Source organism: Nocardioides segetis, from assembly GCF_051390595.1.
In the GTDB taxonomy this organism is placed as follows: domain Bacteria; phylum Actinomycetota; class Actinomycetes; order Propionibacteriales; family Nocardioidaceae; genus Nocardioides.
On sequence record NZ_JBNINR010000015.1, the window covers coordinates 77,199 to 103,141 of the forward strand.

The 25,943-nt window shown below is 73.0% G+C and carries 22 protein-coding genes and 1 riboswitch; of the genes, 8 read left to right on the forward strand and 14 right to left on the reverse strand.

The annotated features are described in order from the left end of the window. The first annotated feature begins 36 nt into the window (after nt 1-36). Nucleotides 37-1,218 carry a hypothetical protein gene (locus ACPZVR_RS20740; protein ID WP_436701582.1) on the forward strand — a complete coding sequence of 394 codons (1,182 nt, stop codon included), beginning with the start codon at nt 37-39 and terminating at the stop codon, nt 1,216-1,218. Here ACPZVR_RS20740 and ACPZVR_RS20745 read toward each other — a convergent pair whose 3' ends face one another. From ACPZVR_RS20745 to ACPZVR_RS20770, 6 genes are all read right to left on the reverse strand, one after another. Continuing rightward, the gene (locus ACPZVR_RS20745) at nt 1,219-2,433 is read right to left on the reverse strand and encodes an MFS transporter (protein ID WP_436701583.1); all 1,215 of its coding nucleotides are present in this window, start codon (nt 2,431-2,433) and stop codon (nt 1,219-1,221) included. It abuts the gene before it with no gap. Nucleotides 2,434-2,493: 60 nt separating this feature from the next. After that, nucleotides 2,494-6,000: an ATP-binding cassette domain-containing protein gene (locus ACPZVR_RS20750; protein WP_436701584.1), complete on the reverse strand. Its 3,507-nt coding sequence runs from the start codon at nt 5,998-6,000 to the stop codon at nt 2,494-2,496. Nucleotides 6,001-6,164: 164 nt separating this feature from the next. Then, entirely contained in the window at nt 6,165-6,842 is a 678-nt protein-coding gene (locus ACPZVR_RS20755) for a DNA alkylation repair protein (protein ID WP_436701585.1), read from the reverse strand. Continuing rightward, nucleotides 6,829-7,212, reverse strand: coding sequence for a type II toxin-antitoxin system VapC family toxin (locus ACPZVR_RS20760; protein WP_436701586.1), 384 nt, complete (start codon nt 7,210-7,212; stop codon nt 6,829-6,831). The genes ACPZVR_RS20755 and ACPZVR_RS20760 overlap by 14 nt, the downstream gene beginning before the upstream one ends. Beyond that, complete coding sequence (locus ACPZVR_RS20765; RefSeq protein ID WP_436701587.1) at nt 7,209-7,439, reverse strand: type II toxin-antitoxin system Phd/YefM family antitoxin; 231 nt, start codon at nt 7,437-7,439, stop codon at nt 7,209-7,211. Before ACPZVR_RS20765 ends, ACPZVR_RS20760 begins: the two co-directional genes overlap by 4 nt. 104 nt (nt 7,440-7,543) lie before the next feature. Further along, nucleotides 7,544-9,733: an NADP-dependent isocitrate dehydrogenase gene (locus tag ACPZVR_RS20770; protein WP_436701588.1), complete on the reverse strand. Its 2,190-nt coding sequence runs from the start codon at nt 9,731-9,733 to the stop codon at nt 7,544-7,546. Nucleotides 9,734-9,888: 155 nt separating this feature from the next. Between ACPZVR_RS20770 and ACPZVR_RS20775 the strand changes: the two genes are divergently transcribed. Further along, nucleotides 9,889-10,980, forward strand: a complete 1,092-nt coding sequence (locus tag ACPZVR_RS20775) for an MIP family channel protein (protein ID WP_436701589.1) — start codon at nt 9,889-9,891, stop codon at nt 10,978-10,980. Nucleotides 10,981-11,160: 180 nt separating this feature from the next. On the opposite strand, the gene ACPZVR_RS20780 is transcribed toward ACPZVR_RS20775, so the two are convergent. Continuing rightward, on the reverse strand, nt 11,161-11,823 hold the full coding sequence (locus ACPZVR_RS20780; RefSeq protein ID WP_436701590.1) for a hypothetical protein: 663 nt from the start codon (nt 11,821-11,823) through the stop codon (nt 11,161-11,163). Between the two features lie 95 nt (nt 11,824-11,918). Here ACPZVR_RS20780 and ACPZVR_RS20785 point away from each other — a divergent pair, with 95 nt between their 5' ends. Further along, on the forward strand, nt 11,919-12,905 hold the full coding sequence (locus ACPZVR_RS20785; RefSeq protein ID WP_436701591.1) for a malate dehydrogenase: 987 nt from the start codon (nt 11,919-11,921) through the stop codon (nt 12,903-12,905). Between the two features lie 73 nt (nt 12,906-12,978). On the opposite strand, the gene ACPZVR_RS20790 is transcribed toward ACPZVR_RS20785, so the two are convergent. The 5 genes from ACPZVR_RS20790 to ACPZVR_RS20810 all read right to left on the reverse strand — a co-directional run bounded on the left by ACPZVR_RS20790 (nt 12,979) and on the right by ACPZVR_RS20810 (nt 17,882). Then, a complete protein-coding gene (locus ACPZVR_RS20790; RefSeq protein ID WP_436701592.1) occupies nt 12,979-13,209 on the reverse strand; it encodes a DUF3017 domain-containing protein in 231 nt (76 codons plus the stop codon). A 95-nt stretch (nt 13,210-13,304) separates the two neighbouring features. Beyond that, entirely contained in the window at nt 13,305-14,177 is an 873-nt protein-coding gene (locus tag ACPZVR_RS20795; RefSeq protein ID WP_436701593.1) for a bifunctional methylenetetrahydrofolate dehydrogenase/methenyltetrahydrofolate cyclohydrolase, read from the reverse strand. A gap of 31 nt (nt 14,178-14,208) precedes the next feature. Continuing rightward, nucleotides 14,209-15,801 (reverse strand): bifunctional phosphoribosylaminoimidazolecarboxamide formyltransferase/IMP cyclohydrolase, encoded by a 1,593-nt coding sequence (gene purH, locus ACPZVR_RS20800; RefSeq protein WP_436701594.1) that lies wholly within the window; start codon nt 15,799-15,801, stop codon nt 14,209-14,211. Nucleotides 15,802-15,837: 36 nt separating this feature from the next. After that, a riboswitch (ZMP/ZTP riboswitch) is annotated at nt 15,838-15,912 on the reverse strand. Nucleotides 15,913-15,924: 12 nt separating this feature from the next. Next, a complete protein-coding gene (gene purN, locus ACPZVR_RS20805; RefSeq protein WP_436701595.1) occupies nt 15,925-16,539 on the reverse strand; it encodes a phosphoribosylglycinamide formyltransferase in 615 nt (204 codons plus the stop codon). A 26-nt stretch (nt 16,540-16,565) separates the two neighbouring features. Further along, nucleotides 16,566-17,882 (reverse strand): cell division protein PerM, encoded by a 1,317-nt coding sequence (locus tag ACPZVR_RS20810; protein WP_436701596.1) that lies wholly within the window; start codon nt 17,880-17,882, stop codon nt 16,566-16,568. Nucleotides 17,883-18,019: 137 nt separating this feature from the next. Between ACPZVR_RS20810 and ACPZVR_RS20815 the strand changes: the two genes are divergently transcribed. The 4 genes from ACPZVR_RS20815 to ACPZVR_RS20830 all read left to right on the forward strand — a co-directional run bounded on the left by ACPZVR_RS20815 (nt 18,020) and on the right by ACPZVR_RS20830 (nt 22,219). Beyond that, nucleotides 18,020-19,972 (forward strand): RNA polymerase sigma factor, encoded by a 1,953-nt coding sequence (locus ACPZVR_RS20815; protein WP_436701597.1) that lies wholly within the window; start codon nt 18,020-18,022, stop codon nt 19,970-19,972. 94 nt (nt 19,973-20,066) lie between these two features. Beyond that, on the forward strand, nt 20,067-20,576 hold the full coding sequence (locus tag ACPZVR_RS20820; RefSeq protein ID WP_436701598.1) for a SigE family RNA polymerase sigma factor: 510 nt from the start codon (nt 20,067-20,069) through the stop codon (nt 20,574-20,576). Nucleotides 20,577-20,646: 70 nt separating this feature from the next. Further along, nucleotides 20,647-21,990 (forward strand): hypothetical protein, encoded by a 1,344-nt coding sequence (locus tag ACPZVR_RS20825; RefSeq protein ID WP_436701599.1) that lies wholly within the window; start codon nt 20,647-20,649, stop codon nt 21,988-21,990. 58 nt (nt 21,991-22,048) lie between these two features. Beyond that, complete coding sequence (locus ACPZVR_RS20830) at nt 22,049-22,219, forward strand: hypothetical protein (RefSeq protein WP_436701600.1); 171 nt, start codon at nt 22,049-22,051, stop codon at nt 22,217-22,219. 63 nt (nt 22,220-22,282) lie between these two features. On the opposite strand, the gene sucD is transcribed toward ACPZVR_RS20830, so the two are convergent. Together sucD and sucC are read right to left on the reverse strand one after the other, a co-directional pair. After that, nucleotides 22,283-23,179 (reverse strand): succinate--CoA ligase subunit alpha, encoded by an 897-nt coding sequence (gene sucD / locus ACPZVR_RS20835; RefSeq protein WP_436701601.1) that lies wholly within the window; start codon nt 23,177-23,179, stop codon nt 22,283-22,285. A gap of 26 nt (nt 23,180-23,205) precedes the next feature. Further along, complete coding sequence (sucC, locus tag ACPZVR_RS20840) at nt 23,206-24,372, reverse strand: ADP-forming succinate--CoA ligase subunit beta (RefSeq protein WP_436701602.1); 1,167 nt, start codon at nt 24,370-24,372, stop codon at nt 23,206-23,208. Between the two features lie 376 nt (nt 24,373-24,748). Between sucC and ACPZVR_RS20845 the strand changes: the two genes are divergently transcribed. Then, on the forward strand, nt 24,749-25,876 hold the full coding sequence (locus ACPZVR_RS20845; RefSeq protein ID WP_436701603.1) for a M23 family metallopeptidase: 1,128 nt from the start codon (nt 24,749-24,751) through the stop codon (nt 25,874-25,876). The last annotated feature ends 67 nt before the right edge of the window (nt 25,877-25,943 follow it).

Here is a 25,943-nt window from a genome sequence, read left to right on the forward strand (position 1 = left end):
GGTTCTCGGCGCGGACCGCTGGGTAGGGTCCCGCGCGTGAAGCATCCTGGGGGCCGCGCGAGACGACCACTGGCCCGGCTCAGCGCAGGACGCCCGGGACGCGCGGCGCTGATCCTCCTCGCCGTCTATCTCCCCGCGGCCCTCCTCGGCTGGGCGGGCTGGCTGCTCGGCCTGGCGCCGGTGTTCGCCGACGCCCGCCCGCTGGCGATCGGCCTCGTCGGCGCCATCGGCCTCGCGACGGTCGGGACGCTCGTGCTCGTCTTCGGCTCCTGGCCGATGCCCACCGGCGCGGGCCTGCGCCTGAGCCGTGGGTACGGCGAGCGGTACGACACCTTCGGCGCCGGGGCCGGCTTCCGCCTCGGCCTGCTCCGGACCGGGCTCCAGCTCGTCGTGACGGGCAGCTGCCTGGCCGCACTGCTCCTCACCGTCCTCGACGTCCGCTGGTTCAACCTGGTGCCGACCGAGGAGATGCGCAGCCTCCCGGAGCGCGCGGCGGCGATGCCGGTTCCGGCCGATTGGCGACTCGTCCGGAGCGACCGGGGCGTCGACGAGGACGTCAAGGTGCCCAACGGCCATCTCGTGCGGACCTACGACGTGCCGGCGCCGGTCGTGGTGCGTGACTGGCTCTCCGCGCCGGCATGGGCGGAGCGCGCCGACGGAAGGCCCTTCGGCGCCCTGCGGATCGAGCGCTGCCCGTCCGCCACGTCGTGCTCGGCCCACCTCGCGCCCCCGGCCGGGCGCGACCCGGAGTTCTTCGTGTCCGCGCACCTGGACGGCGCCGACTCCGGCCACCCGCAGGTCCAGGTCCGGATCTCCTACCGCCAGCACGCCGAGCCGGACCTGGGCGCCTCGGAGGTCATCGTCGAGCGCGCCGCGCTGATGCCCGTCCCCGACGACTGGGTGCGCATCGAGGCGAGCGGTGACGGACCGTCGGGCGCCACCCACGAGCAGTACGTGCAGACCTTCGGCGTGCCCGACTCCTTCACGCCGTCCGACCTGGAGGCCTGGCTGGGGTCCGCGGCCTGGACCGCGCCGGCGTCGGGTCCGGCCTTCGGCGCGATCGCCGCGGACGAGCCGTGCCGTCGCCAGGCCTACGGCACGGCGTACGTGTGCGAGCGGGTCGTGAGCGCGACCGTGGGCACCGCCGAGGTCGAGTCGCTGACCGTGTGGCTGGAGACCGACCACACGGTGCGGATCACCTTCGAGCGCGACTGGTGATCACGCCGTCGCGCGACGGTGGGTGAGCGCGGAGACCACGAGGATCGCCGTGCCGACCGCGGCGAGTCCGGCCCCGACGAGCGCGGGGGCCCGGTAGCCGTGACCGCCGGCGATGACCAGGCCGCCCAGCCAGGCGCCGAGGGCGTTGGCGATGTTGAGGGCGGCGTGGTTCATCGCCGCGCCGAGCGTGACGGCGTCGCCCGCGACGTCCATCAGCCGCAGCTGCAGGTTGACCACGAGCACCGATCCGGCGGCCGTGACGAGGAAGGCGACGGGCAGCAGCAGCCAGCCGTGGGGCGCGGCCGCGTAGTAGACCAGCATCAGGGCGATGCCGCCGACGCCCGCGAGCAGCAGGCTGCGATAGACCGACCAGGCGGCGAGCTCGCCGGCCGCCCAGGTGCCGACGACCATCCCCAGGCCCAGGGCGAGGACGAAGAAGGGGACGGTGCCGCGTTCGAGCCCGCCGACCACGGTGACCGTCTTGGCGATGTAGGAGTAGACCGCGAACATGCCGCCGAAGCCCACCGCGCCGACGGCCATGGTCAGCCAGACCTGGAGGCTGCCGAAGAACTCGCGCGCCTCCTTGCGGCCGCTGGCCTCGGAGTCGCCCGGGATCGACGGCACCGCCGCGAGCACCATCGCCGCGGTGGCGAGGGCCAGCAGACCGCCGAGGAGGTACGTCGAGCGCCAGCCGACCTGCTGGCCGAGGAAGGTGGCCAGCGGAACGCCCACGACGTTGGCGACCGACAGACCGAGCATCACGCTCGCGACCGCCCGGCCCCGGCGCTCGGGCACGACCAGGCTCGCGGCGACCAGGCTGGCGACACCGAAGTAGGCGCCGTGGGGCAGGCCGTCGAGGAAGCGCGCCACCGTGAGCACCTCGTAGCTCGGCGCCGCGGCGCTGAGCAGGTTGAAGGCGGCGTACGCCGCCATCAGGCCCACCAGCATCCCCCGGCGCGGCAGCGCGGCTCCGAAGAACGCCAGGATCGGTACGCCGACCACGACGCCGATCGCGTAGGCGGAGATGACGTGACCGGCGCTCGGCACCGACACCTCGACGCCGCGGGCGATCTCGGGCAGGACGCCCATCGTCATGAACTCGGTGGTGCCGATGGTGAACCCGCCGACCGCGAGCGCCAGGATCGCCAGCGCGGGCCGGTGGTGGGACACCGCCGGGCGCCCCTCGGTCGAGATCGTCGTCGGCGAGGAGGTCACGGGGGATCGTAACCGGACCGGGCCCGGTCCTATTCCGGGACGTCGGACGTCTCGGTGCGCTCAGCCCGCGAGGTGGCCCCAGTCACCGGTGAGGTCCGCCCACGGCCCGACGGCGGCGACCTCCCCGTCGACGAGGACGACGACCCGGTCGGCCTGGGCCAGCGCGGCCCGCTTCGAGGTGGCCCCGATCACGGTGGTGTGCTGCTCGCGCAGGGCGGCCCACAGCTCGATCTCGGTGGCTGCGTCGAGGGCACTCGACACGTCGTCGGCGAGCAGCAGCTCGGCGTCGGCGGCGAGGGCACGGGCGAGCGCGAGCCGCTGCACCTGGCCGCCGGAGAGCCGCACCCCGCGATGACCCACGACGGCGTCGGGGCCGCCGGCGTCGGCGACGTCCTCGGCCATCCGGGCGGTCTCGACCGGCTGCGCGAACCGCCGGTCGTGGCCGAGCAGGATGTTGTCGGCGAAGGTGCCCGAGAGCACGCGCGGCACCTGGGCGACGTGGGCGACCTGGCTGGGCCGCAGGAAGGTCTCCGGATCGGTGACCTCCTGGCCGTTCCAGCGCAGGGCGCCACGATGGTCGATCAGGCCGGCGAGCGACGACAGCAGGCTGGACTTGCCGGAGCCCACCTGCCCGACGAGCAGCACGAGCTCGCCGCGCTCGACGACGAGGTCGATCCCGGCGGCGCCGATCGTGCCGTCGTCGTGGACGGCCGTGTAGCCGGCCAGCTCGAGGCGCTCGAGCGGCACCCGGCCCGCGACCGGCGGCTCCGGCGCGGCGCCGGTGACGAGGTCGATGCCCGTGGGCAGCGCCATGAGGTCCGTCCCGCCGGCGAAGCGCGCCGTCGCCCGCTGCCAGGCGCGGGTGCCGGGCGCCTCGGTGACCACGGCCCCAGCCACCCGGCCGAACCAGTCGAACCCGTTGACCGCGGTCGCGACGAGCAGTGCCGTGGCCAGCCCCCACACGTCCCACAGGTAGAGCGCCCAGGCGGCGACGACACCGACCTGCACCATCACGATCGGCACGCCGTCGAGGACCGCCTGCACGCGGTGCTCGAACACCGCGGCCTCCACCCGGCCGTCGTCCACCTTGCGGAGGTGGGCGTGGATCTGCGGGGTGCGTCCGGCGAGCTTGACCGTCCGGGCGGACTCGACGGCCGACACCACCGCGCGGCCGAACCGGGCACGGGCCGCGGAGGACCGGGCGGCCGAGCGGCCCGCGATCGGGCGACCGAGCGAGGAGGCCAGGGCACTCGTGGCCATGACGATCAGCAGGACGCCACCGGCCAGCCAGGTGCCGCCGGCGACCATGGTGATCGCGGCGATGAGGAGGCCGTTGACGAAGTCGACCCAGCGGTCGGCGTACCGCGCATAGCGGTCGGCGTCCATCGAGCGGGCCACGACCTCGCCGGGTGGGGTGCGCGGCAGCCGGTGGCCCCGGATCTGGCCGAGCAGCACCGCCATCCGGACCCGCAGCATGACCTCGATCCACCAGCGCGGGTAGCGCCGGAAGGCGTCGGCGAGCAGGAAGGGGGCGATCAGCAGCGTCCCGACGAGGACGGCCATGAGGACGGTGACCGACTCCCCCGCCTCGAGGCGCTCGACGACACGCCCCCACACGAAGCCGGTGATCGCCCCGAGCGGGGCGAAGACGGTGCCGCCGAGGAACAGCACGACCGACCAGGCACCCCACCAGGGCCGCACCCAGAAGGCGTGCCAGGTGCCGCGGGCCAGGGTGGAGCCGGTCCCGACCTCGGGACGCCGGGGCGGCTCGCCCGTGCGGCGACGCCCGCCGACGGCGCCCGCCGCGATCACGTCGCCGTCGACGTCGTCGAAGTCGTCGGTGTCGCTGGCGGCCAGCAACCGGCGGAACGGTCCCTCGACCCGGGCGAGCTCGTCGCGGGGACCGTGCTGGATGACCCGGCCGTGGTCGAGAACCGCCACGGCCTCGGCGCGCTCGATCGTGCTGAGCCGGTGGGCGACGAGGATGCCCGTGCGCCCGCTGATCAGGCGGTCGGCGGCGGCCACCACACGGGCCTCGGTGACCGGGTCCATCCGCGCGGTGGCCTCGTCGAGGACGACGACCTGGACGTGACGGACCAGCAGCCGGGCGAACGCGACGAGCTGCTCCTCCCCCGCCGACAGCGTCGTACCGCCCGGCCCGAGGAGCGTGTCGAGGCCGTCGGGCAGGCCCGCGACCCAGTCGGTCAGGCCGAGCTCCTCGACGGCGGCCTCGATCTCCTCGCGCGGCACCGCCGCGAACAGCGTGATGTTGTCGGCCAGGGTGCCGGCCAGGATCTCGGTGCGCTGGGTGACGACGCCGACCCGGCGGCGCAGCTCGTGCAGGTCGAGGGTGGTGATGTCGGCCCCGCCGAGGAAGATCGTGCCCGGCGGCGGCTCGACGGCCCGCGAGAGCAGCGACGCGAGGGTCGACTTGCCCGAGCCGGTGCGGCCGACCAGGGCCAGGGTGTGGCCCTCCTCGACGTACAGCGTGACGTCCTGCAGCGCGAAGGAGCCTTCGGTGTAGGCGAAGTCGAGGTGCCGGATCCGCAGGTCGAGCGCGCCGGACGGCACGGACGCGCCGCCCTCGGGCTCGGCCTCCACCGCGAGCAGCTGCCGCAGGCGCAGCACGGCCCCGAGGCCGGCCTGGATGTCGGGCAGCTGGTGCGCGAGGTTGTTGATCTGGCCGACGAAGATGGTGGTGACCAGGAACAGCGTCACCAGGCGCGCGACGCCGAGGTGGTCGCCGCTGACCAGTGCAACGCCGCAGAGCGCGATCGCGGCGAGCAGGCCGTGGAGCAGCAGGCCGACCTTGATCGCCAGTCGTGCCTCGATCATGAGGACGCGCCGGAACTTCTCGTGGACGTCGGCGGAGAGCTGCGCCAGGCGACGGACGGCGAAGGCCTGGCCCAGGCTGGTGCGCAGGTCGTCGCGGCCGGCGACGCCCTCCTCGAGCGCCGCGGCGTGGTCGGTCCAGGCCGCCTCCTCGATGACCTTGCGGCGGGCGATCTCGATGAGCGCCGGGCGCATCACCCAGACGGTGATCGCGCCGACGATCGGGAACAGCAGGAAGGCCGGCCACCAGGTGAAGCCCGCCACCAGCCACATCGGGATCGACGCGAACCCGGTGCGCATCGCCATCCAGATCTGCTGGCGCAGCAGGGTGCCGACCTCGTGGGTGTCGTCGTCGACGCGGTCGAGCACCTCGCCGACGGCCTGCTCGGTCAGGTGGGCCAGCGGCTGCTGGAGCGCGGCGCTGAGCAGGTCGCCGCGCAGCCGGCCCTCGGCCCGGTCGACCTGCCCGGCCCACACGACGCGTCCGGCCGTGTCGACCACCGCGGCGCCGACGACGAAGAACGCGAGCCAGCCGACCAAGGCCTGCGTCGGGTGGTCGGCGATCCGGCCGGCGACGACCGTGCCGAGCGCCTGCCCGAGCGCCGCCAGGGCGACCGCACCGACGGCGAAGCCCGCGGCCGGGGTGCGCAGGCGGCGCCAGTCGACGCGTCGCGCCGGGTCGCCGCTGACGGTGGGCCGGTCGGTGGTCACGGTGCGGGTCAGCGTGCTGGTCATCGTGGACCAGCGTATGTTCCGGCACCGACACGGCGCCTCTGAATATCTTGCGACGCGAGGCCTGGTTCACGAGATCTTGACCACCCGAGGGGCGTGGCGGCGGCCCTCTTCGGCGCGGTGCGCGTCCCCACCGCCGAGCAGCAGCGCGGAGTCCTCGCGCGCCCTCACAGATGCTTGAGCGCCTCGCGTCGGCTCAGCGGGCTGAGGTCGTGGCCGTCGGCGTAGGCGCGGACCCAGTCCGGGTGCAGCCGGGCCACCTCGCGCAGCGACCAGCCGATCGCCTTGCGGATGAAGAAGTCCGGGTCGGCCAGGTTCGGCTCGATCACGGTCGTCAGCAGGTCCCGGTCGACACGGTCCTTGCGACCGAGCTGGCTGAGGATCGCCAAGCGGCGCACCCACAGGAAGTCGTCGGTCGACCAGCGCAGCACGATCGCGGCGGTCTCCTCGGGGTGGACGTCGTGCAGGTCGGCGATGCGGTGGGCGGCCTCGTCGACGTGGTCCCACCAGGCGCCGGTGCGCGCGACGTGCTCGTGGAAGGGCACCAGCGTCAGGTCTCCCTTGAGCGGCCGGAGCCCGAGAAGCACCGCGGCGGCGTACCGCTCCTCGCGGTGGGTGGCGTCGTCCCACAGCTCGCGCGCCGCCGCGACCAGCACGGCCGGCTCACGGATCCCCAGCTCCCGGACGAGAGCCCGGGTGAGCCGTCGCACCTCGGGATTGCGGACGCCGAGGAAGGGCATCGCGGACTTCATGTAGGCCTGCTGGCCCGGGGCGATCGCCGGGTCGGCCGCGGCTCGCAGCGAGGTGCGGACCACCGCGGCGAGCGTCACGTCATCGGCGGGCATCGAGGGCGTGCTCCCAGGCATCGAGGATCTTGGCGTCGGCAGTGAGGAGGGTCAGCTGCTCGGCCCTGGCCTGCGCCACCAGCAGCGTGTCGAAAGGATCCCGGTGGGGCAGCGCGGTGTGGTCGGCCGCCAGCGCGTGGGCGCGCGTGATCGGCAGGTCGTGCAGCCCGGCGGCAACGACGGCATCGGCGAAGTCGTCGGGTATCGCGAGTCTGCCCAGCGAGCGCTTGATCGCGATCTCCCAGGCACTGGCAGCCGAGAAGTGCACGCGGCGCGCGCCTTCGATCCGCGATCGCGCGTCGGCCCCCAACCGCTCGCTGTCGTCGAGCAGCCAGAGCACGACATGGGTGTCGAGAAGGAGCGCACTCATGCGGTGTCGAACATCGCGGCGACATCGTCGTCGACGTCGTCGAAGGCGGCATCGTCGTAGACGAGACGGCCGGCCAGGCCCCCGAAGACGATGTCCACCCGGACGTGGGGCACGAGATCGGCGACCGGCTTCCCGGCGCGCGCGATGGTGACGACCTCTCCCCGCTCGACCTGCTCCAGCAGCCGCGAGAGATGGGTCTTGGCTTCGTGAATGTTGACGACCGCCACACGCCCAGCATACCGGACTTAGTCTGGTCGGACTAGGAGGGTGGCGGGAGACGGAAACGGCGGCCCCGGACCGAGTCCGGGGCCGCCGTCGGCGGTCAGGCTTCTCAGAACGCGGCGAGCGCCTCGTTGAGCGTGGCGCTCGGGCGCATCACGGCCGACGTCTTGTCGGCGTCCGGGTAGTAGTAGCCGCCGATGTCGGCGGGGCTGCCCTGGACGGCGATGAGCTCCTCGGCGATCTTCGCCTCGTTGGCGCGCAGCGTCTCGGCGAGCGGCTTGAACGCGGCCGCGAGGTCGGCGTCGTCGGTCTGCGCGGCCAGCTCCTCGGCCCAGTAGAGCGCGAGGTAGAAGTGCGAGCCGCGGTTGTCGGTCGTGCCCAGTTTGCGGCCCGGCGAGCGGTCCTCGTTGAGGAAGGTGCCGGTGGCGCGGTCGAGCGCGTCGGCCAGCACCTGCGCGGCCGGGGCACCGGCCTGCTCGGCGTACTTCTCGAGCGAGGGAACCAGGGCGAAGAACTCACCGAGGCTGTCCCAGCGCAGGTAGTTCTCCTCGACCAGCTGCTGCACGTGCTTGGGCGCCGAGCCGCCCGCACCGGTCTCGAAGAGGCCACCGCCGGCGATCAGCGGGACGACGGAGAGCATCTTGGCCGACGTACCGAGCTCGAGGATCGGGAAGAGGTCGGTGTTGTAGTCGCGCAGCACGTTGCCGGTCACCGAGATGGTGTCCTCGCCCTTGCGCATCCGCTCGAGCGAGTACGCCGTGGCGAGGGTCGGGCTGAGGATCTGGATCTCCAGGCCCTCGGTGTCGTGCTGCGGCAGGTAGGCGTTGACCTTCTTGATCAGCTCGGCGTCGTGGGCGCGCGACTCGTTGAGCCAGAAGATCGCCGGCGTCTGGGAGGCGCGGGCGCGGGTGACGGCCAGCTTGACCCAGTCCTGGACGGGGATGTCCTTGGTCTGGCAGGCCCGCCAGATGTCGCCGGGCTGCACATCGTGCTCGAGGAGGACGTCGCCGTTCGAGGCGAGCACGCGGACCGTGCCGGCCTGCGCGATCTCGAAGGTCTTGTCGTGCGAGCCGTACTCCTCGGCCGCCTGCGCCATCAGGCCGACGTTGGGGACGGTGCCGATGGTGGCCGGGTCGAGCGGGCCGTTCTTCTTCACGTCGTCGATGACGGCCTGGTAGACGCCGGCGTACGACGAGTCCGGGATGACCGCGAGGGTGTCGTCCTCGCCGCCGTCGACGCCCCACAGCCGACCGCCGTTGCGGACCAGGGCGGGCATCGACGCGTCGACGATGACGTCGGAGGGGACGTGCAGGTTGGTGATGCCCTTGTCGGAGTTGACGTAGGACAGCCGCGGGCCGGCGGCGAGCGCGGCCTCGAAGGCCGCCTTGATCTCCGCGCCGTTCTCGACCGCGTCGAGGCCGGCGAGGATGGCGCCGAGGCCGTCGTTGGCCGAGAGGCCGGCGGCGGCGAGCTGGTCGCCGTACTGGGCGAAGACGTCGGCGAAGTAGGCCTTGACGACGTGGCCGAAGACGATCGGGTCGGAGACCTTCATCATCGTCGCCTTGAGGTGGACCGAGAACAGCACGTCCTGGGCCTTGGCCTCGGCCAGCGCGTTCTTCAGGAACGCCTGGAGGTGGGAGGCCTCCATCTTGGTGGCGTCGATGATCTCGCCGGCGAGGACCTGCAGGCCGCTCTTGAGGACGACGCTCTCGCCGGCCTCGGTCTCGAGCACGATCGACAAGACGTCGTCCTGCGCCATCGTCACGGACTTCTCGTTGCTCGCGAAGTCGTGGGCGCCCATGGTGGCGACGTTGGTCTTGGAGCCCTCGGCGAACGGCTTGTTGGTGTGGGGGTGGCTCTTCGCGTAGTTCTTCACCGACGCGGGGGCACGACGGTCGGAGTTGCCCTCACGCAGGACCGGGTTGACGGCGGAGCCCTTGACCTTGTCGTACTTGGCCCGGATCTCCTTCTCCGCGTCGGTGGCGGGCGCCTCCGGGTAGTCGGGGACGGCGAAGCCCTGCTCCTGCAGCTCCTTGATCGCGGCCTTGAGCTGCGGGATGGAGGCGGAGATGTTGGGGAGCTTGATGATGTTGGCGTCCGGCGTCTTGGCCAGCTCGCCGAGCTCGGTCAGCGCGTCGTCGGCGAGGCCGAACTGCGCGAGGATCCGCGCGGCGACGGAGATGTCGCGCGTCTCGAAGGCGACGCCGGCCTTGGCCGCGAACGCCTCGACGATCGGCAGGAAGGAGTACGTCGCGAGCAGCGGCGCCTCGTCGGTGTGGGTGTAGATGATGCTCGACATGTTCGGGCGTCACTCCTGAGGCCGGTGATGGGATTCTTGACGTCAAGATACCTGATGATGGTGCTCGGGTCCCTTTCGGTGGCCACAGTAATGACTAGGCTGCCCTGTGTAACCCGGCTGGTTTTCGGGAGTCCTACCGAGGAGAAGGTCAAGCCATGACTGACACAGCACAGGAAGCATCCGCACCCCCCACCCTGGTCCAGAAGATCGCCGCCGAGGCCCTCGGCACGGCCGTCCTGGTGTTCATCGGCTGCGGCTCCGTGGTCATCTTCAGCAACGCCGCCAGCGACACCACCGGGCTCTCCGGCCTTTTCGCCATCACCTCGATCGGCCTGTCCTTCGGCATCGCCATCGTCGCGATGGCCTACACCTTCGGCCGGGTCTCCGGTGGTCACTTCAACCCCGCCGTGTCCGTCGGCGCCGCGCTGGGCGGCCGGATCTCCTGGAAGGACGCCGGTCTCTACAGCGTCGCCCAGATCGTCGGCGCCCTCGTCGGCGGTCTGCTGCTCGCCCTCACCGCGGTGTCCAGCGACTTCGGCTGGGACTTCGGCGAGCCGCTCGGCTCCAACGGCTTCGGCGACCACGGCGGCGTCGAGCTGCTCGGCGCGCTGCTGATCGAGATCATCCTCACCTTCATCTTCGTCACGGTCATCCTCGGCACCACCGACGAGCGCAACCGCGCCGTGGCCGCGATGGCACCGCTCACCATCGGCCTGACCCTGGCGGCGATCCACTTCGTGGCGATCCCGGCGACCGGTACGTCGGTCAACCCGGCCCGCTCGCTCGGCGTCGCGTTCTTCTCGGGCAGCGACGCCATCGTCCAGCTCTGGCTGTTCATCGTCGCCCCGCTCGTCGGCGGCGCGGTCGCCGGACTGCTCTACCCGCTGATCTTCGGCCACGGCACCGACCCGGTCCCCGGCTCCGGCCTCAACTTCGGTGCCGGCGGCTCCTCCGACCCGGCCTTCACCCAGCAGTGGAACCAGCAGCAGGGCTTCGGTCAGCAGGGCTACCAGCAGCAGGGCTACGCCCAGCAGCCGCAGGCCCAGCAGGCGCAGCCGATCATCCAGGACGGCTGGCAGTGGGACCCCGCCGCGCAGCAGTGGATCCCGGCCCAGCAGCAGCCCGCCGCTCCGGCCGCGCCCGACCCGCAGGCGCCGCAGGCACCCCAGTCGCCGCAGGCACCGCAGCAGGGCGGCTGGGCTCCGCCGCCGGCGAGCGACCAGACCCAGGTGCGCCCGCCGCAGTGACATCGGCCCGAACGGGCTAGCGGTTGCCGCCGGAGGTTCGTCGTGGGTGACCCGTGCTTCGGGTGCGTGCATCGCAAGGCGCCGACGCGCTGGCATACCGGGTCGTCTTCCGAGCGTCGGCAACGCCGCGAGGTGCGTGCCCGGGGCGCGGGACACCCGACGAACCTCCGGTGGTGACCGCTAGCGGGGCTCGTCGTACGCGACGAGCCCCGTTTCGTCTGTCCGGACCAGGCCGATGCCGCGGGCGTAGACCTCCGTGCGGGCGGTGCCCGCGGCGTCCGTGACCTCGATCTCCACCGTTCGGTCGTACGTCGCCAGCGGCACCGTGGTCTCCTCCCCCAGCGTCCGGACCGTGGCGACCTCGGCCAGGCCGGGCGCGAGCGCCGTGCGGAAGCCGTCGCCGAAGCGGGGCCGGGCGGGCATGGCCAGACCCGCCTGCGCGCCGGAGGCGCCCGCCTGCCACACGCCCTCGCGACCGAGCCACCACACGTTGCCGGCACGGTCCTGGGCGTAGTGGTCGCGGACGACCGTGCCGTCCGGCGCGGTCCGGACGAGGGTGGTGGTGGCGATGCCGTCGATCTCCGGGCCGGACTCGGCGGTCAGGATCAGCGCGGGCAAGCCGGTCGCCTCGTCGGCGTACTCCCAGCGGGCGCCGGGTGCGAGCGGGAGCCAGGGGTTGTCGACCTCGGCGACGAAGTCGACCGGGTCGGGGTCGGGCGTCGGGACGACCAGCCCGTCGACGCCCGACGGCGGGCTGGGTGCGGACCCGGAGCCGCAGGCGGTCAGGAGGCCGCTGAGCGCCAGGAGACCGGCCGCGATCGCGGCGGGGGCACGGGTTCGCATGGGGCCATCGTCTCGCAGGAGTGCCCGGCTGCCCGCGCCGGGCCGGGCGCTGCTAGCGTCGCTGGCAGTACCACCGCAACCTCTGAGGAGACCCAGTGAGCACCACCCCGCTCAAGGTGGCCGTGACCGGCGCGGCCGGCCAGATCGGCTACAGCCTGCTCTTCCGCATCGCCAGCGGCGCGATCGCCGGCGACCGTCCCGTCGAGCTGCGCCTGCTCGAGATCGAGCCCGCGCTCAAGGCCCTCGAGGGCGTCGTCATGGAGCTGGACGACTGCGCGTTCCCGAACCTCGCCGGTGTCGAGATCGGCGCCGACCCGGAGAAGATCTTCGACGGCGTCAACCTCGCGCTCCTCGTCGGCGCGCGCCCGCGCGGCCCGGGCATGGAGCGCGGCGACCTGCTCTCCGCCAACGGCGCGATCTTCACCGCCCAGGGCAAGGCCCTCAACAAGGTGGCCGCCGACGACGTCCGCGTCGGCGTGACCGGCAACCCGGCCAACACCAACGCCCTCATCGCCGCGAGCAACGCCCCCGACATCCCCCGGGAGCGGTTCTCGGCGCTGACCCGCCTCGACCACAACCGGGCGATCTCCCAGCTGGCCGCCAAGACCGGCGCCGCCGTCACCGACATCAAGCAGATGACGATCTGGGGCAACCACTCCGCCACCCAGTACCCGGACATCTTCCACGCCGAGATCGCCGGCAAGAACGCCGCCGAGGTCGTCGACGACCAGGCCTGGATCGCCGACACCTTCATCCCGACCGTCGCCAAGCGCGGCGCCGCGATCATCGACGCCCGGGGCGCCTCCTCGGCCGCCTCCGCCGCGTCGGCGACCTGCGACGCCGCCCGCGACTGGCTGAACGGCACGCCGGCCGGTGACTGGGTCTCGATGGCGGTCGTCTCCGACGGCTCCTACGGCGTCCCCGAGGGCCTGGTCTCCTCGTTCCCGGTCACCACCGCGAACGGCGACTGGAGCATCGTCCAGGGCCTGGAGATCGACGACTTCTCGCGCGGCAAGATCGACGCCTCCGTCGCCGAGCTCGCCGACGAGAAGGCCGCCGTCACCGACCTGGGCCTCATCTGACCCGATCCCGCGTACGAGGCGAAGGGCCGGTGCCACGCACCGGCCCTTCGTCGTCCCGGCCGGTCGGAGCCGGTCAGGTCTGCTCGGGGATGGTTCCGGCGAGGAGGACGAGGACCCCCGCCACGGCGACCAGGATGCCGACGTCGAGCAACCGGTGCCGCACGGCGAGCATGCCGGCGTCCCGCTCCGGCAGCACCAGCCGCAGCACGCCGGCGACGGCCAGGCCGCCGGAGACGATCCGCAGGCCGACCCGCCAGTCCGAGGCGGCCGCGACGGCCAGCCCCGCACCGACCACGACGAGCACGGCGATGTAGCAGGCGCCGCCGATGGTCGACGGATAGCGGCGCGGCTCGTGACGCGCGGCCGCGCCGGCCTCGGGAACCTCCCGACCCTCCTCGCTCAGCGCGCTGCCTTCCCGGTGAGCGCGGCCTGCTTCTCGGCCATCGAGACGACGTTGGCGAGCAGCATGGCGCGGGTCATCGGGCCCACGCCGCCGGGGTTCGGCGACACCCAGCCCGCGACGTCCCAGACGTCGGCGGCGACGTCGCCCGCGATCTTGCCGTCGACCCGGCTCACGCCGACGTCGAGGACGGCGGCGCCCGGCTTGACCATGTCGCCGGTGACGATGCCGGGCACGCCGGCGGCCGCGACGACGATGTCGGCCGTGCGCACATGGGCGGCGAGGTCGACGGTGCCGGTGTGGCACAGCGTGACGGTGGCGTTCTCCGAGCGGCGGGTGAGCAGCAGCCCGAGCGGGCGGCCGACGGTGATGCCGCGGCCGACCACGACCACCTCGGCGCCGGCGATCGGCACGTCGTGGCGGCGGAGCAGCTCGACGATGCCGTACGGCGTGCACGGCAGGGGTGCCTCGTTGCCGAGCACCAGCCACCCGAGGTTGGTCGGGTGCAGGCCGTCGGCGTCCTTGGCCGGGTCGATCAGGCCCAGGACGCGGTTCTCGTCACGGCCGCGCGGCAGCGGCAACTGCACGATGTAGCCCGTGCAGGCCGGGTCGGCGTTGAGACCCGCGACCGCCTCCTCGATCTCCTCCTGCGTGGCGATCTCGGGCAGGTCGACCCGGATCGAGGCGATGCCGACCTCGGCGCAGTCCTTGTGCTTGCCGTTGACGTACCAGCGCGAGCCGGGGTCGTCGCCCACCAGCACCGTGCCGAGCCCGGGCGTGATGCCCTGCTCGCGCAGCTTCTCGATGCGGACCCTCAGCTCGTCCTTGATGGCGGCAGCGGTCGCGTTGCCGTCGAGCCTGTGTGCAGTCACGTGGTCGATCCTCTCAGAGCGCCGGTGGGGCTCAGTGGAAGAAATGGCGGGTGCCGGTGAAGTACATGGTGACCCCGGCGGCGGCACACGCGGCGACGGTCTCCTCGTCGCGCACCGATCCCCCGGGCTGCACGATCGCCGTGACGCCGGCGTCGATCAGGATCTGGGGGCCGTCGGCGAAGGGGAAGAAGGCGTCGGAGGCGGCGACCGCTCCGCGGGCCCGCTCCTTCCCCTCGACCAGGGTGTTGGCTCGCTCCACGGCGAGCCGGCAGGAGTCGACCCGGTTGACCTGGCCCATGCCGATGCCGACCGCTCCGCCGTCCTTGGCGAGCAGGATGGCGTTGGACTTCGCCGCGCGCACCGAGCGCCACGCGAAGGCCAGGTCGGCGAGGGTGGCCTCGTCGGCGGCCTCGCCCGTCGCGAGCGTCCACGCCGCGGGGTCGTCGCCCTCGGCCTGGAACTGGTCGACGTGCTGCATCAGCAGCCCGCCGCTGATCGGGCGGGTCTCGACGCCGCCGGCGCGGAGCGGCTCGGCGAGGAGGATCCGGATGTTCTTCTTGCGCGAGAGCACCTCGACCGCGCCCTCGTCGTACCCGGGCGCCACGATGACCTCGGTGAAGATCTCGGCGACCTGCTCGGCCATCGCGACCGAGACCGGCACGTTGGTGGCGATGACGCCGCCGAAGGCGGAGACCGGGTCGCACTCGTGGGCGCGGCGGTGCGCCTCGGCGACGTCGGCGCCGACGGCGATCCCGCACGGGTTGGCGTGCTTGATGATGGCCACGGTCGGCTGGTCGCCGTGGTCGTACGCCGCGCGCCGGGCCGCGTCGGTGTCGACGTAGTTGTTGTAGGACATCTCCTTGCCGTGCAGCTGCTCGGCGGCGGCGAGCCCGCCCGGACCGAAGCCGGAGCGGTAGAGCGCCGCGGGCTGATGCGGGTTCTCGCCGTAGCGGAGCACCGCCTGCTTGTCCCACGTGCCGCCGATCCAGACCGGGAAGCCCGTGCTGGCGCCGTCCTCGACGCTCGAGTCGGTGAGCACCGAGCCCATCCAGGAGGCAACCTGCACGTCGTAGGTCGCGGTGTGGACGAACGCCTTCGCCGCGAGCGCCTTGCGCTCGTCGTAGGTGAAGCCGCCGCCTTGCGCCGCCGCGAGGGCCGCGGCGTAGTCGGCTCCGTCGGTGACGATCGCGACCGACGGGTGGTTCTTCGCCGCCGCGCGCACCATCGAGGGTCCGCCGATGTCGATTTTCTCGATGCAGTCGTCGACACCGGCGCCCGAGGCGACGGTGGCGGCGAAGGGGTAGAGGTTGACCACGACCAGGTCGAACGGCGCGACGTCGAGCTCCTCGAGCTGCGCGACGTGGTCGGGCAGCCGGCGGTCGGCGAGGATGCCGGCGTGGACGCGCGGGTGCAGCGTCTTGACCCGGCCGTCGAGGCACTCCGGGAAGCCGGTGAGGTCCTCGACCTTGGTCACGGGGAGGCCGAGCCCCTCGATGAGGGCGGCCGAGCCGCCGGTGGAGACCAGCTCGACGCCGGCGTCGTGCAGTCCGCGGACGAGGTCGTCCAGGCCGGTCTTGTCGAAGACGGAGACCAGCGCGCGCTTGATCTGGATCCGGTCGGTCATGGTTGTCTCCTCATGGGATCGGTCGGTCGATCTCGATGAGGGCACCCAGGCGGTCGATGCCGACTCGTCACTCCCTGGTGGTGGCCCACCCGCGCCAGTCGTGTGCGCCCAGAATACCGACTCTCAGCCTCCCAGCCGAACCCGCCGGCCGTCGACCGTGAACCCCTCCCGAGCCATCCGGCCGACCGACTCGACGAGCATCGCCCGCTCGGCGACCTTGATCCGCTCGTGCAGCGACTCCACGGTGTCGTCGTCGTGCACGGGGACGACGGTCTGGGCCACGATCGCGCCCGTGTCGACCCCGGCGTCGACCACGAAGAGGGTCGCCCCGGTCACCTTCACGCCGTACTCGAGGGCGTCGGCCGGTCCGTGCATGCCCGGGAACGACGGGGACAGCGCCGGATGGGTGTTGACGGTCAGTCCGCCGAAGCGCGACAGGAACCTCTCCCCCACGAGCTTCATGAACCCGGCGAGGACGACCAGGTCCGGCTCGAAGGCCGCGACCTTGTCGGTCAGCGCCCGGTCCCAGTACGCCCGGCTGCTGTAGTCGCCGACCTTCGCGACGAAGGTCGGGATGCCGGCGCGCTCGGCCCGGGCCAGACCCTCGATGTCGTCGCGGTCGGCGCCGACGGCGACGACGCGGGCGCCGTACGCCGGGTCGGCGCAGGCGTCGAGCAGCGCCTGGAGGTTGGTGCCGGAGCCCGACACGAGGACGACGAGACGAGGGCGAGCGGGCACGGCCGGATTCTAGGGCGTCCCGGCGGTCAGGGACGACGCGGCAGCCGGGCCCGGACCGCGCGCAGGGCGCCACGGACCCGGCCGTCGCTGTCGCGCTGCCACCAGCACACGAGCAGCGCGCCGATCACGCCACCGATGCCGAACGAGGTGATCGCGTGCAACAGGACGTCGACGGTGTAGGGACCGACGTCCTGCATCCGGCCGGGGCCGACCGCGCCGCCCGCGAAGGCCGTGAGAAGCGCGAGCGCCACCCCTGCGGTGATCCCGCCGGCGCAGCCCCGGATCGCGGCCCGGTCCCAGGCGAGAACCGGTCGGTCGCGCTGGACTCCGCCGGCGACCAGCGCGGCCAGCAGCACCGGGGTGAGCATCAGCCAGTCGGTCCACCACGGCTGGCTGCCCTGGTCGGGCAGCGCCGCGAGCAGCGGGAACATCGGCAGGGGGCCGAGCACGACCGCCGACGTGGACACGGTGGTGCCGGTCCCGACGGTGAAGCCGGGGCCGAGGAGGTAGGCGCTGCCGAAGAGCAGTGCGTTGGGCAACAGGAGCAGCGTCAGCGCGGTCATCAGCAGCACCGCGCCGGCGTCGGCATGCAGCTGCGAGACCACGTTGGCGGCCGTCGAGAAGTCGAGGACGAGCGCCGCCACGAGGGCGACCAGGCAGATCAGCGCCCAGCGGGTGAGGATCCGCCGGGCGACGAGGAGCACGTCGCGCACGGCCGGCGGCACGACCGGCAGCCAGATCGCCGCGCGTCCGGAGCCGAAGGCGATGGCCGGTCCGCCGACCCCCAGGCCGATCAGCATCGACCACAGCACGACCCGGTTCGGGTCCGGCGCGGACGCCGCGGTCGCCGCGACCGAGGCCGTGAGGACGCCGACGACGGCGTAGGTGAGCGTGAACAGCCCGGCCGCGTAGGGGACGGTGAGGTCCCGGGCGCCGTCGGCGATGCGGTCGGCGTCGGGGCCGTGACCGGAGATGGACTCGCCGACGCGGTGACCGACGCGCCACGCGACCCAGGCGCACAGCAGCGTGAGGCCGAGCGGCAGCGCGGTGATCCGGATGCCCTCGACGGCGACGGTCGACCCGTGCGCCATCAGCCAGCCGTGGGCGCCCACCCGGAGCGCGCCGCCGGGCGCACCCTCGCCGCCGGCGTCGGTGAGGAACCAGCCCACGACCGCCACGGCCATGCAGACCAGCAGGGGCGCCCCCGCCGCGATCACCCCGCCGATGCCGGCGGTGGGCACCAGCGGCCGGGTCGTGGCCAGCTGCCGGCGCAGGTCGGCGTCCGACGCCCGGGTGCGTCCGGGTCCGGAGCGGCGTGCCGGCGGGCTCTGCAGCGAGGTCATGGTCGGTCCATCTTCACGCGCGGGCCCGGCCGGTTCGGCCCGCCACGCCGGGGAGGCGCGAGTCTCGCCCGGGAGACGACGGACACGATGGGATGGGTTGGGGTCCGCGACCGCACTCGGCGTACGGTGGTGCGGCCATGACCGCAGAGGACCCGCTGACCGCCCGCACCGAGCCCCACGGGTCCGCGTACGTCAGCAGCGCGGACCTGATGAGCAGCTTCGACGCCTTCTACCGCGACGCCCGCAACCGGCTGCTGCTCCAGACGTTCGCGCTGACCGGGGACCTCGCCGTCGCCCGCAGCGCCGTGCGGGAGGCGTTCGTCGTGTCCTGGCACCACTGGCGCAAGACCGGCCGGCTGGCGGACCCGGAGTCCGCCGTCCGCCCCGACGCCTGGCGCAAGGCGCTGCGGCGCAGCAGCACCCGGCCGTGGCACCGCAAGAAGGACCTCGACGAGGAGACCCGGCGCATCCTCGACGCGCTCGGCGCGCTGCCCGTGGTGCAGCGCAAGGCCCTCCTGCTGACCCAGCTCGCCGCGGTCACCATGGAGGAGATGGCCCAGGAGATCGGGCTGCCGGCCGAGGCCGCCGAGCGGGAGCTGCAGCAGGGCGCCGCGCAGTTCGCCACGGCGCTGACGATCCCGACCTCCGCGATCCCGCTCGCCCTCAACGCCCTGTCCGACGCGATCCGGTCGGTGACCTGGCCCCGGGTGACGATCATCCGGCGCGCCGGAGCGGCCCGGCGGCGGGCGCACACCGTGATCGGCGGCGCGGCGGCGGTCGTCGCGCTCGTCGCGGGCGGCGCGGTCGCCACCGACAACACCGGCGTCCGACCGACCCTCGACCGCGAGGAGCCGCCGGCCGTCGCCGGCCCGGCCCCCGCGGAGCCGGCGATCGCGGCCCTCCCCGACACCACCCTGGTCCCGGTCGACGCGGTCCAGCAGGCGGTGACCGGCCGGGGCTGGACACTGGCGACCACCTCGGACAACTCCTCCGGCAACGGCCTGGTCCTTCCCTGCCAGCCGAGCCGGTACGCCGACCCGCAGGGCACCGCGGCCTGGGTCCGCACCTTCCGCGACGGAGCCAAGCCCGACGCGCCCCGCGGCGTCGTCCAGGTCGCCGAGGCGTCCTCCTCACAGCGGCGTGCCGCCCGCACCTACCGGCACACCCGCCGCTGGTTCGCGACCTGCCCGTCGCCCGACGAGAACGAGACCGACGTCCCCCGGGTGCAGTTGGTCAGCACGGCCGACCTGCCCGGCGTCGGCGACGAGTCGACGCTGTTCGTGCTCCGCTCACGCACCGACGCCACGACCCACGTCGTCGGCGTGGCCCGCACGGGCCTGTTCACCACGGTCACCGCGTTGAGCACGACCACGCCGCCCGCACGGGCCAACCGGATCGGCGTCGGCCGCCTGCTCGCCACCGCGGTCGGCCGCCTGTGCACGCTGCCCGACGCCGGTGGCTGCGCCGAGCCCGATCCGAAGCCGATCCCGCGGGCGCCGTACCCGGCCGGCACGACGCCGTGGATGCTCTCCGAGATCGACCTGCCGCCGATCACGCCCGACCCGGGGCCGTGGGTCGGCACGCCGGCCGCCCCGCTCGCGCAGGACCGCATCGACGTCGGGGCGATCGGCTGCGACACCGTCCACCTCTACGGCAGCTTCCGCGACCGGAAGATCCAGGCCAACGAGTTCCGCACCTTCGTCTTCAGCGGGGCGAAGCTGCCCCCGCAGGTCGGGCTCACCCAGACCGTCGGCACCCTGCCGGGCCCCGCGGCCGCCGCCTTCGTCACCCGCTTCCGCGAGCAGATGACGGCCTGCCCCGATCTCGACGCGACCGCCGGCACCGAGGTGCAGGAGCTGGTCGCCACCGACCAGGGCAAGCAGGCGATGACCGCGTGGCGGCTCAGCACGGCGCTGCCCGGCGACCGCACCGTCGAGTACGACGTCGCCGTGCTCCGCCACGGCACCGCGGTGTCCGTGCTCACCTACGTGGCGGCACCGAAGGCGCGCATCGCCGACCAGGACTTCGTGGCCGTGGCCCAGCGCGCCCTCGAGCGGCTGGCCCGCAGCGCTCCGTACGATCCGAGCTGACCGGAGAATCTTCGGGCGTCCGTGCAACCGGACACCGCGCCCCGGCGTATCACCCTCGAAGTCCGCGACAGCGGAGACACCGAGAGGAGGCGGCGTGGACGCAGCCGAGTTCGACGAGTTCTACACGGCCTCGTTCCGCCGCGTGACCGGCCAGGTGTACGCGATGATCGGCGACCTCGAGGAGGCCACCGACTGCACCCAGGAGGCCTTCGCGCGGGCGTGGGCGCACCGGCGCAGGCTGAACCGCGCCGACCACCCCGAGGCGTGGGTCCGCACCACCGCCTACCGGCTCGCCGTGAGCCGCTGGCGTCGCCGCAAGCGGGGCGAGCGCTCCCCCGACCGCGCCCTGCAGCACGGTGGCGTCGCGGCCGCGGTCGACGAGTCCCATGTCGCGCTCGTCGCCGCACTGCGCCGGCTGCCCGAGGCCCAGCGCCAGGCGCTGGTCCTCCATCACATCGCCGATCTCCCGGTCCAGCAGGTCGCGGCCGAGGTCGGCGTCCCCGAGGGAACGATCAAGGCCCGGCTGAGCCGGGGACGGGCGGCGCTCGCCGCCCTCCTCGCCGAGGAGCCCGGCCTCGCGGAAGGAGGCGCGACCCATGCCTGACCGGTCGGGGCACGACCCCATCGACGGTCTCACGCGGTTCGGGACCGATCTCGGACGCGCAGGAGGAGACATGCCACTGTCGGCCGCCGAGGTGCGCCGCCGCGGCGACCAGATCCGCCACCGGCGTACGGCGCTCGTCATGGGCGGTGCCGCCCTCGCGGTCGCCGCCGTCCTCACCCCGATCCTCGCGCTCACCGGCGACGGCGGCGACCGGCACCTGGTCACCGAGGACCCCATCCCCCCGCTCGGCGAGCACGACCTGCTGACCGACGACGACACCGTCCACAGCGACGGCACCGACTGGTTCGAGATCGCTCCCGAGGAAGGGACGGCCGCCTTCCGGTTCTGCGAGCGCAAGAACCTCACCGACTTCGGCGCGACGTCGACCCGGTGGCGCGACTTCGAGCTCCGCAACACGCTCGACCCGGGGATCGACGTCGAGGGCGACGCGTTCCGCGAGTCGATCGGCCAGTTCCCCGACGGCGCCAGCGCGTCGACCGCCTACGACGCGATCGCCCGGTTCATCGAGGACTGCGCCGACCCCGCTCCCGGCTCCGTGCCCCGCGGCTTCGAGCCGCGTCCGGTCGACGTCGGCCTGAAGGACAGCGAGGCGCAGGTCACCGACCTCCAAGCCGGTCCGGCGGAGGAGATCGACCCCAGCGGCCAGGAGGCCTATCTCGGCGAGATCGGCATCGTCCGGGTCGGCAACCGGATCGCCGTGCTCGACGCGGTGATCGTGGGCCAGGACTACGACTTCGTCGACGGGACGCCCGTCGAGCGCATGCTCCCGACGGCGGCCGACCGGCTCCGGCCGGGCTCCGACGAGCCCGTCGACCCCACGACGGTGCCCGGCACCAGGATCGCCGACGACTTCCCGCTGGCCGCGGGCTGGCCCGCGACCGGCAGCGACGGCCAGGAGCCCCTGACCGGGCCGCTGCGCGGGCTCGACCCGATCGTCCTGCCGGCCTGCGGAGTGGTGCCGCCGAGCCCGCCGCGGTCCGACCGGCTCTCCGCCCAGTGGGTCGACGTCGAGGACGTCCGCAACCGCCAGCTCACGACGTACCCGACCGAGGACGGCGCGGCCGACGCCGTCGCGGCGTTCCTCCGGGTCTACCGCGACTGCCCGGAGGGCCCGGTCGAGGAGGGCGGGACGACCCAGCGCTGGGAGGTCCGGGACGTGGCGGCGGGCGACGAGGCCCACGCCGTGCTGGGCTGGCAGCAGACCGCCGGTGCACCCACCCCCTTCGGCGACACGACGCTCGTCGTCCGGGTCGGGCGGTCGGTGCTCCTCGAGACGCGCGGCGGCCACGCGGGCAACCCCCAGGGCCGCGAGCAGGAGGTCGTCGACGCGATCACCGCGGACGCAGCGCGGGTCGTCGAGGCGATGTGCGCCTTCGCGGACGCCGGCTGCTGAGCCGGTCCGTCTCGGGAGAGGGCTTGCCGAAACCTCGCCGGTGGCGGATCATCGGCCCATGACCTGGTTCATCGTGATCGCCGTCGTCATCGCCGCGGGCGCCCTGTGGACCTGGGCCAGCCGGCACGGCCGCCAGGCCGCGGCGATCGAGCGCGCCCACGAGGCCAGCAAGGCCGAGGTCGAGACGTGGCGGGCGCCGCGCTCGACCAACACCGGCCTCCGGTTCTGACACGAGACGAAGGCCCGCCATCCCTCGGGGGGATGGCGGGCCTTCGTGTCGTTCAGCGGCGGCTCAGAGCGCCTGGAGGATCTCCCGGGCCAGCGCGGCGGTCTCGGACGGCGTCTTGCCGACCTTGACGCCGACGGCCTCGAGCGCGTCCTTCTTCGCCTGGGCGGTGCCCGCGGAGCCCGACACGATGGCGCCGGCGTGGCCCATGGTCTTGCCCTCGGGGGCGGTGAAGCCCGCGACGTAGCCGACGACCGGCTTGGTGATGTTGGCCTTGATGTAGTCCGCGGCCCGCTCCTCGGCGTCGCCGCCGATCTCGCCGATCATCACGATCACCTTGGTCTCCGGGTCCTCCTCGAAGGCCTGGAGCGCGTCGATGTGCGTGGTGCCGACGATCGGGTCGCCGCCGATGCCGATGGCGGTCGAGAAGCCGAAGTCCCGCAGCTCGTACATCATCTGGTAGGTCAGCGTGCCCGACTTCGACACCAGGCCGACCGGGCCCTTGCCAGCGATGGTGTGCGGCGTGATGCCGGCCAGCGACTCACCCGGCGTGATGATGCCGGGGCAGTTGGGGCCGATCATGCGGGTGCTCTTGCCCTGCAGGTAGGACCAGACCTCGGCCGTGTCCTGGACCGGGACGCCCTCGGTGATCACGACGATGAGCGGGATCTCGGCGTCGATCGCCTCGATCGCGGCGTCCTTGGTGAAGGCCGGCGGGACGAAGAGGACCGACACGTCGGCGCCCGTCTCCTTCATCGCCTCCGCGACGGCGCCGAAGACCGGCAGCTCCACGTCGTTGCCGTCGTGGTCCTTGTGCGTCACCGTGGTGCCGGCCTTGCGCGCGTTGACACCGCCGACGATGGTCGCGCCCGAGTCGAGCATCAGGGCGGTGTGCTTGGCACCCATGCCGCCCGTGATGCCCTGGACGATGATCTTGCTGTCCTTGTTGAGGTAGATGCTCATGTTCTCTGCTCTCTATCTCTGCCGGCTCAGGCGTTCGCCAGCTCGGCGGCCTTGTCGGCCGCGCCGTCCATGGTGTCGACCTGCGTCACGAGCGGGTGGTTCAGCTCGTTGAGGATCGCGCGGCCCTGCTCGACGTTGTTGCCGTCGAGGCGGACGACGAGCGGCTTGGTGGCCTTGTCGCCGAGCAGCTCGAGGGCGCCCTTGATGCCGTTGGCGACCTCGTCGCACGCGGTGATGCCGCCGAAGACGTTGACGAAGACCGACTTGACCTGCTCGTCGTTGAGGATGACGTCGAGGCCGTTGGCCATCACCTGCGCGTTGGCGCCGCCGCCGATGTCGAGGAAGTTGGCGGGCTTGACGCCGCCGTGCTTCTCGCCGGCGTACGCGACGACGTCGAGGGTGCTCATGACGAGGCCCGCGCCGTTGCCGATGATGCCGACCTGACCGTCGAGCTTGACGTAGTTGAGACCGAGGTCCTTGGCCTTCGCCTCGAGCGGGTCGGCCTCCTCGCGGATCTCGAACTCCTCGTGGTCGGGGTGGCGGACCTCGGAGGCGTTGTCGTCGAGCGACACCTTGCCGTCGAGCGCCTCGAGCTTGTCGCCGGCGAGGCGGGCGAGCGGGTTGACCTCGACGAGGGTCGCGTCCTCCTCGACGAAGACCTTGTAGAGGTCCTCGATCATCTTCACGGCCTGCTCGAAGACCGGCTCGGGGAACTTCGCCTCGGTGGCGATCTCGCGGGCCTTGGCCGCGTCGACGCCCGTGCCCGGGTCGATGCCGATCTTCTTGACGGCGTCGGGGTTGGTCTTCGCGACCTCCTCGATCTCGACACCGCCCTCGACCGACGCGATGCAGAGGTACTGGCGGTTGGAGCGGTCCAGCAGGAACGAGAAGTAGTACTCCTCCTCCGGCGGGGTCGCCGGGGTGACCAGGACGCGGTTGACCGTCAGGCCCTTGATCTCCATGCCGAGGATGTTGGACGCGTGCTCGAAGGCCTCGTCCGCGGTCTTCGCGAGCTTGACGCCACCGGCCTTGCCCCGGCCACCGGCCTTGACCTGCGCCTTGATGACGGTCACGCCGCCGATCTGCTCGGCGGCGGCCCGCGCCTCCTCGGCGGTCTCGACGACCGTTCCGAGAGTGGTGGCCACGCCGTGCTTCGCGAAGAGCTCCTTCGCTTGGTACTCCATCAGGTCCACTGATACGTCCTCACGTCTTGGTCAGAGGTTCGGTGCGCACAGCGGCACACCCCCGGGCACGATAGTCCTGACCCACGAGTAGGACGAGTCCGGGAGCCGCTCACCGGCCCCGACGTGACAGGCGTCACGCGCCGCTCGGCGCGGCGGTCCCACCAGCCCCACGAGCCCGGCCGCCGGTTCCGGCGTTCTCCTGCGTGTCCCCAGGGCCGGGACGTACGATTTCGAGGCCGTACCGGCATCCGCTATCGTCGGCACGCACGTTTCACCCGGCCGTCACCCGACGGCCACTCGGCGAAGACCCGCTCGGGGTGTCACCAGCCGGATGCCAGGGGCGAGACGCGCCTGCACGAACGTCCCCCCAAGGAGTCAGCAGTCGATGGGTAACCACCGAGCGGACCACACCGCGCCGCGCCCGGAAACGACCCTCGGCTCTCCTTCCACCGGTTCCAGCACCTACGTCGGCAAGCGCGCGGCCCGCCGCGCCGTGGACGAGACGCCCTCGACGTACGTCGGCAAGCGGGTCGCCCGGCCCGCGGAGCCGGTCACGCCCCCGCCCTCGCTCGCGCCGGTCACGGAGCCCGCGATCACGCTGAGCGAGCCGACGCTGGCCGTCGAGGCCGTCACCCCGGCGCGCACCCTCGACCGGATGCCCACCGTCGAGCTGCCGGCGCTGCACGACATCCCCGTCGTCGACGCCCTGTCCGACTCCTCGACCACGCTGCGCGCGGTCCAGCCGGCCGGCAAGCGCCGCGCGGTCAAGCACGCCGGTGCCCGCGGTCCGCTGTTCCGCGGCCTGCCGACCCTGCCCGTGGCCGCCGGCGTCGCCACGATCGCGGTCGCGGTCGGCGGCGTCGTCACCTCCGCCGACCCGCAGCTGGCCTCCGCGACGGATCGCCTCACCTCCCCCAACGCCCTCACCGGGTCGTTCGGCAGCGCCCAGATCGGCGAGCGCGCCGAGACCGTGAGCCGCGACTCCGACCGCGACGCCCTCGCCCAGGCCTCCGGCAGCGACATCGTCGCCGAGGCCGAGCGCTCCGCCGCCGAGCGGACCAACGCACTGAGCAGCCTGCGCGCCGACGCGGAGAAGGAGGCGGCCGAGATCCGCCTCAACAGGTGGATGCTCCCGCTCGCCAGCTACCGCCTCACCGCCACCTTCGGCGAGTACGGCCTCTGGTCCAGCTACCACACCGGCCTGGACTTCGCGGCCCCCGGCGGCACCCCGATCCGTGCCATCACCAACGGCACGATCACCTCCGCCAGCTACGACGGCGCCTACGGCAACAAGACCGTGCTCACCCTCGAGGACGGCACCGAGATCTGGTTCTGCCACCAGACCTCGTTCAACGTCTCCGTCGGCGACACCGTCCGCACCGGCGACCTGATCGGCTGGGTCGGCAGCACCGGCAACGTCACCGGCCCCCACCTCCACCTCGAGGTCCGCCCCGGCGGTGGCGACCCGGTCGACCCCGACGCCGCCCTGCGCCAGCACGGCATCACGCCGTAGTTCTGGTCGAGCGTGGCGCCTGCGCGACGCGCATCGGAGGCAAGCATGGGCCCGAAGGGTCCGTGCG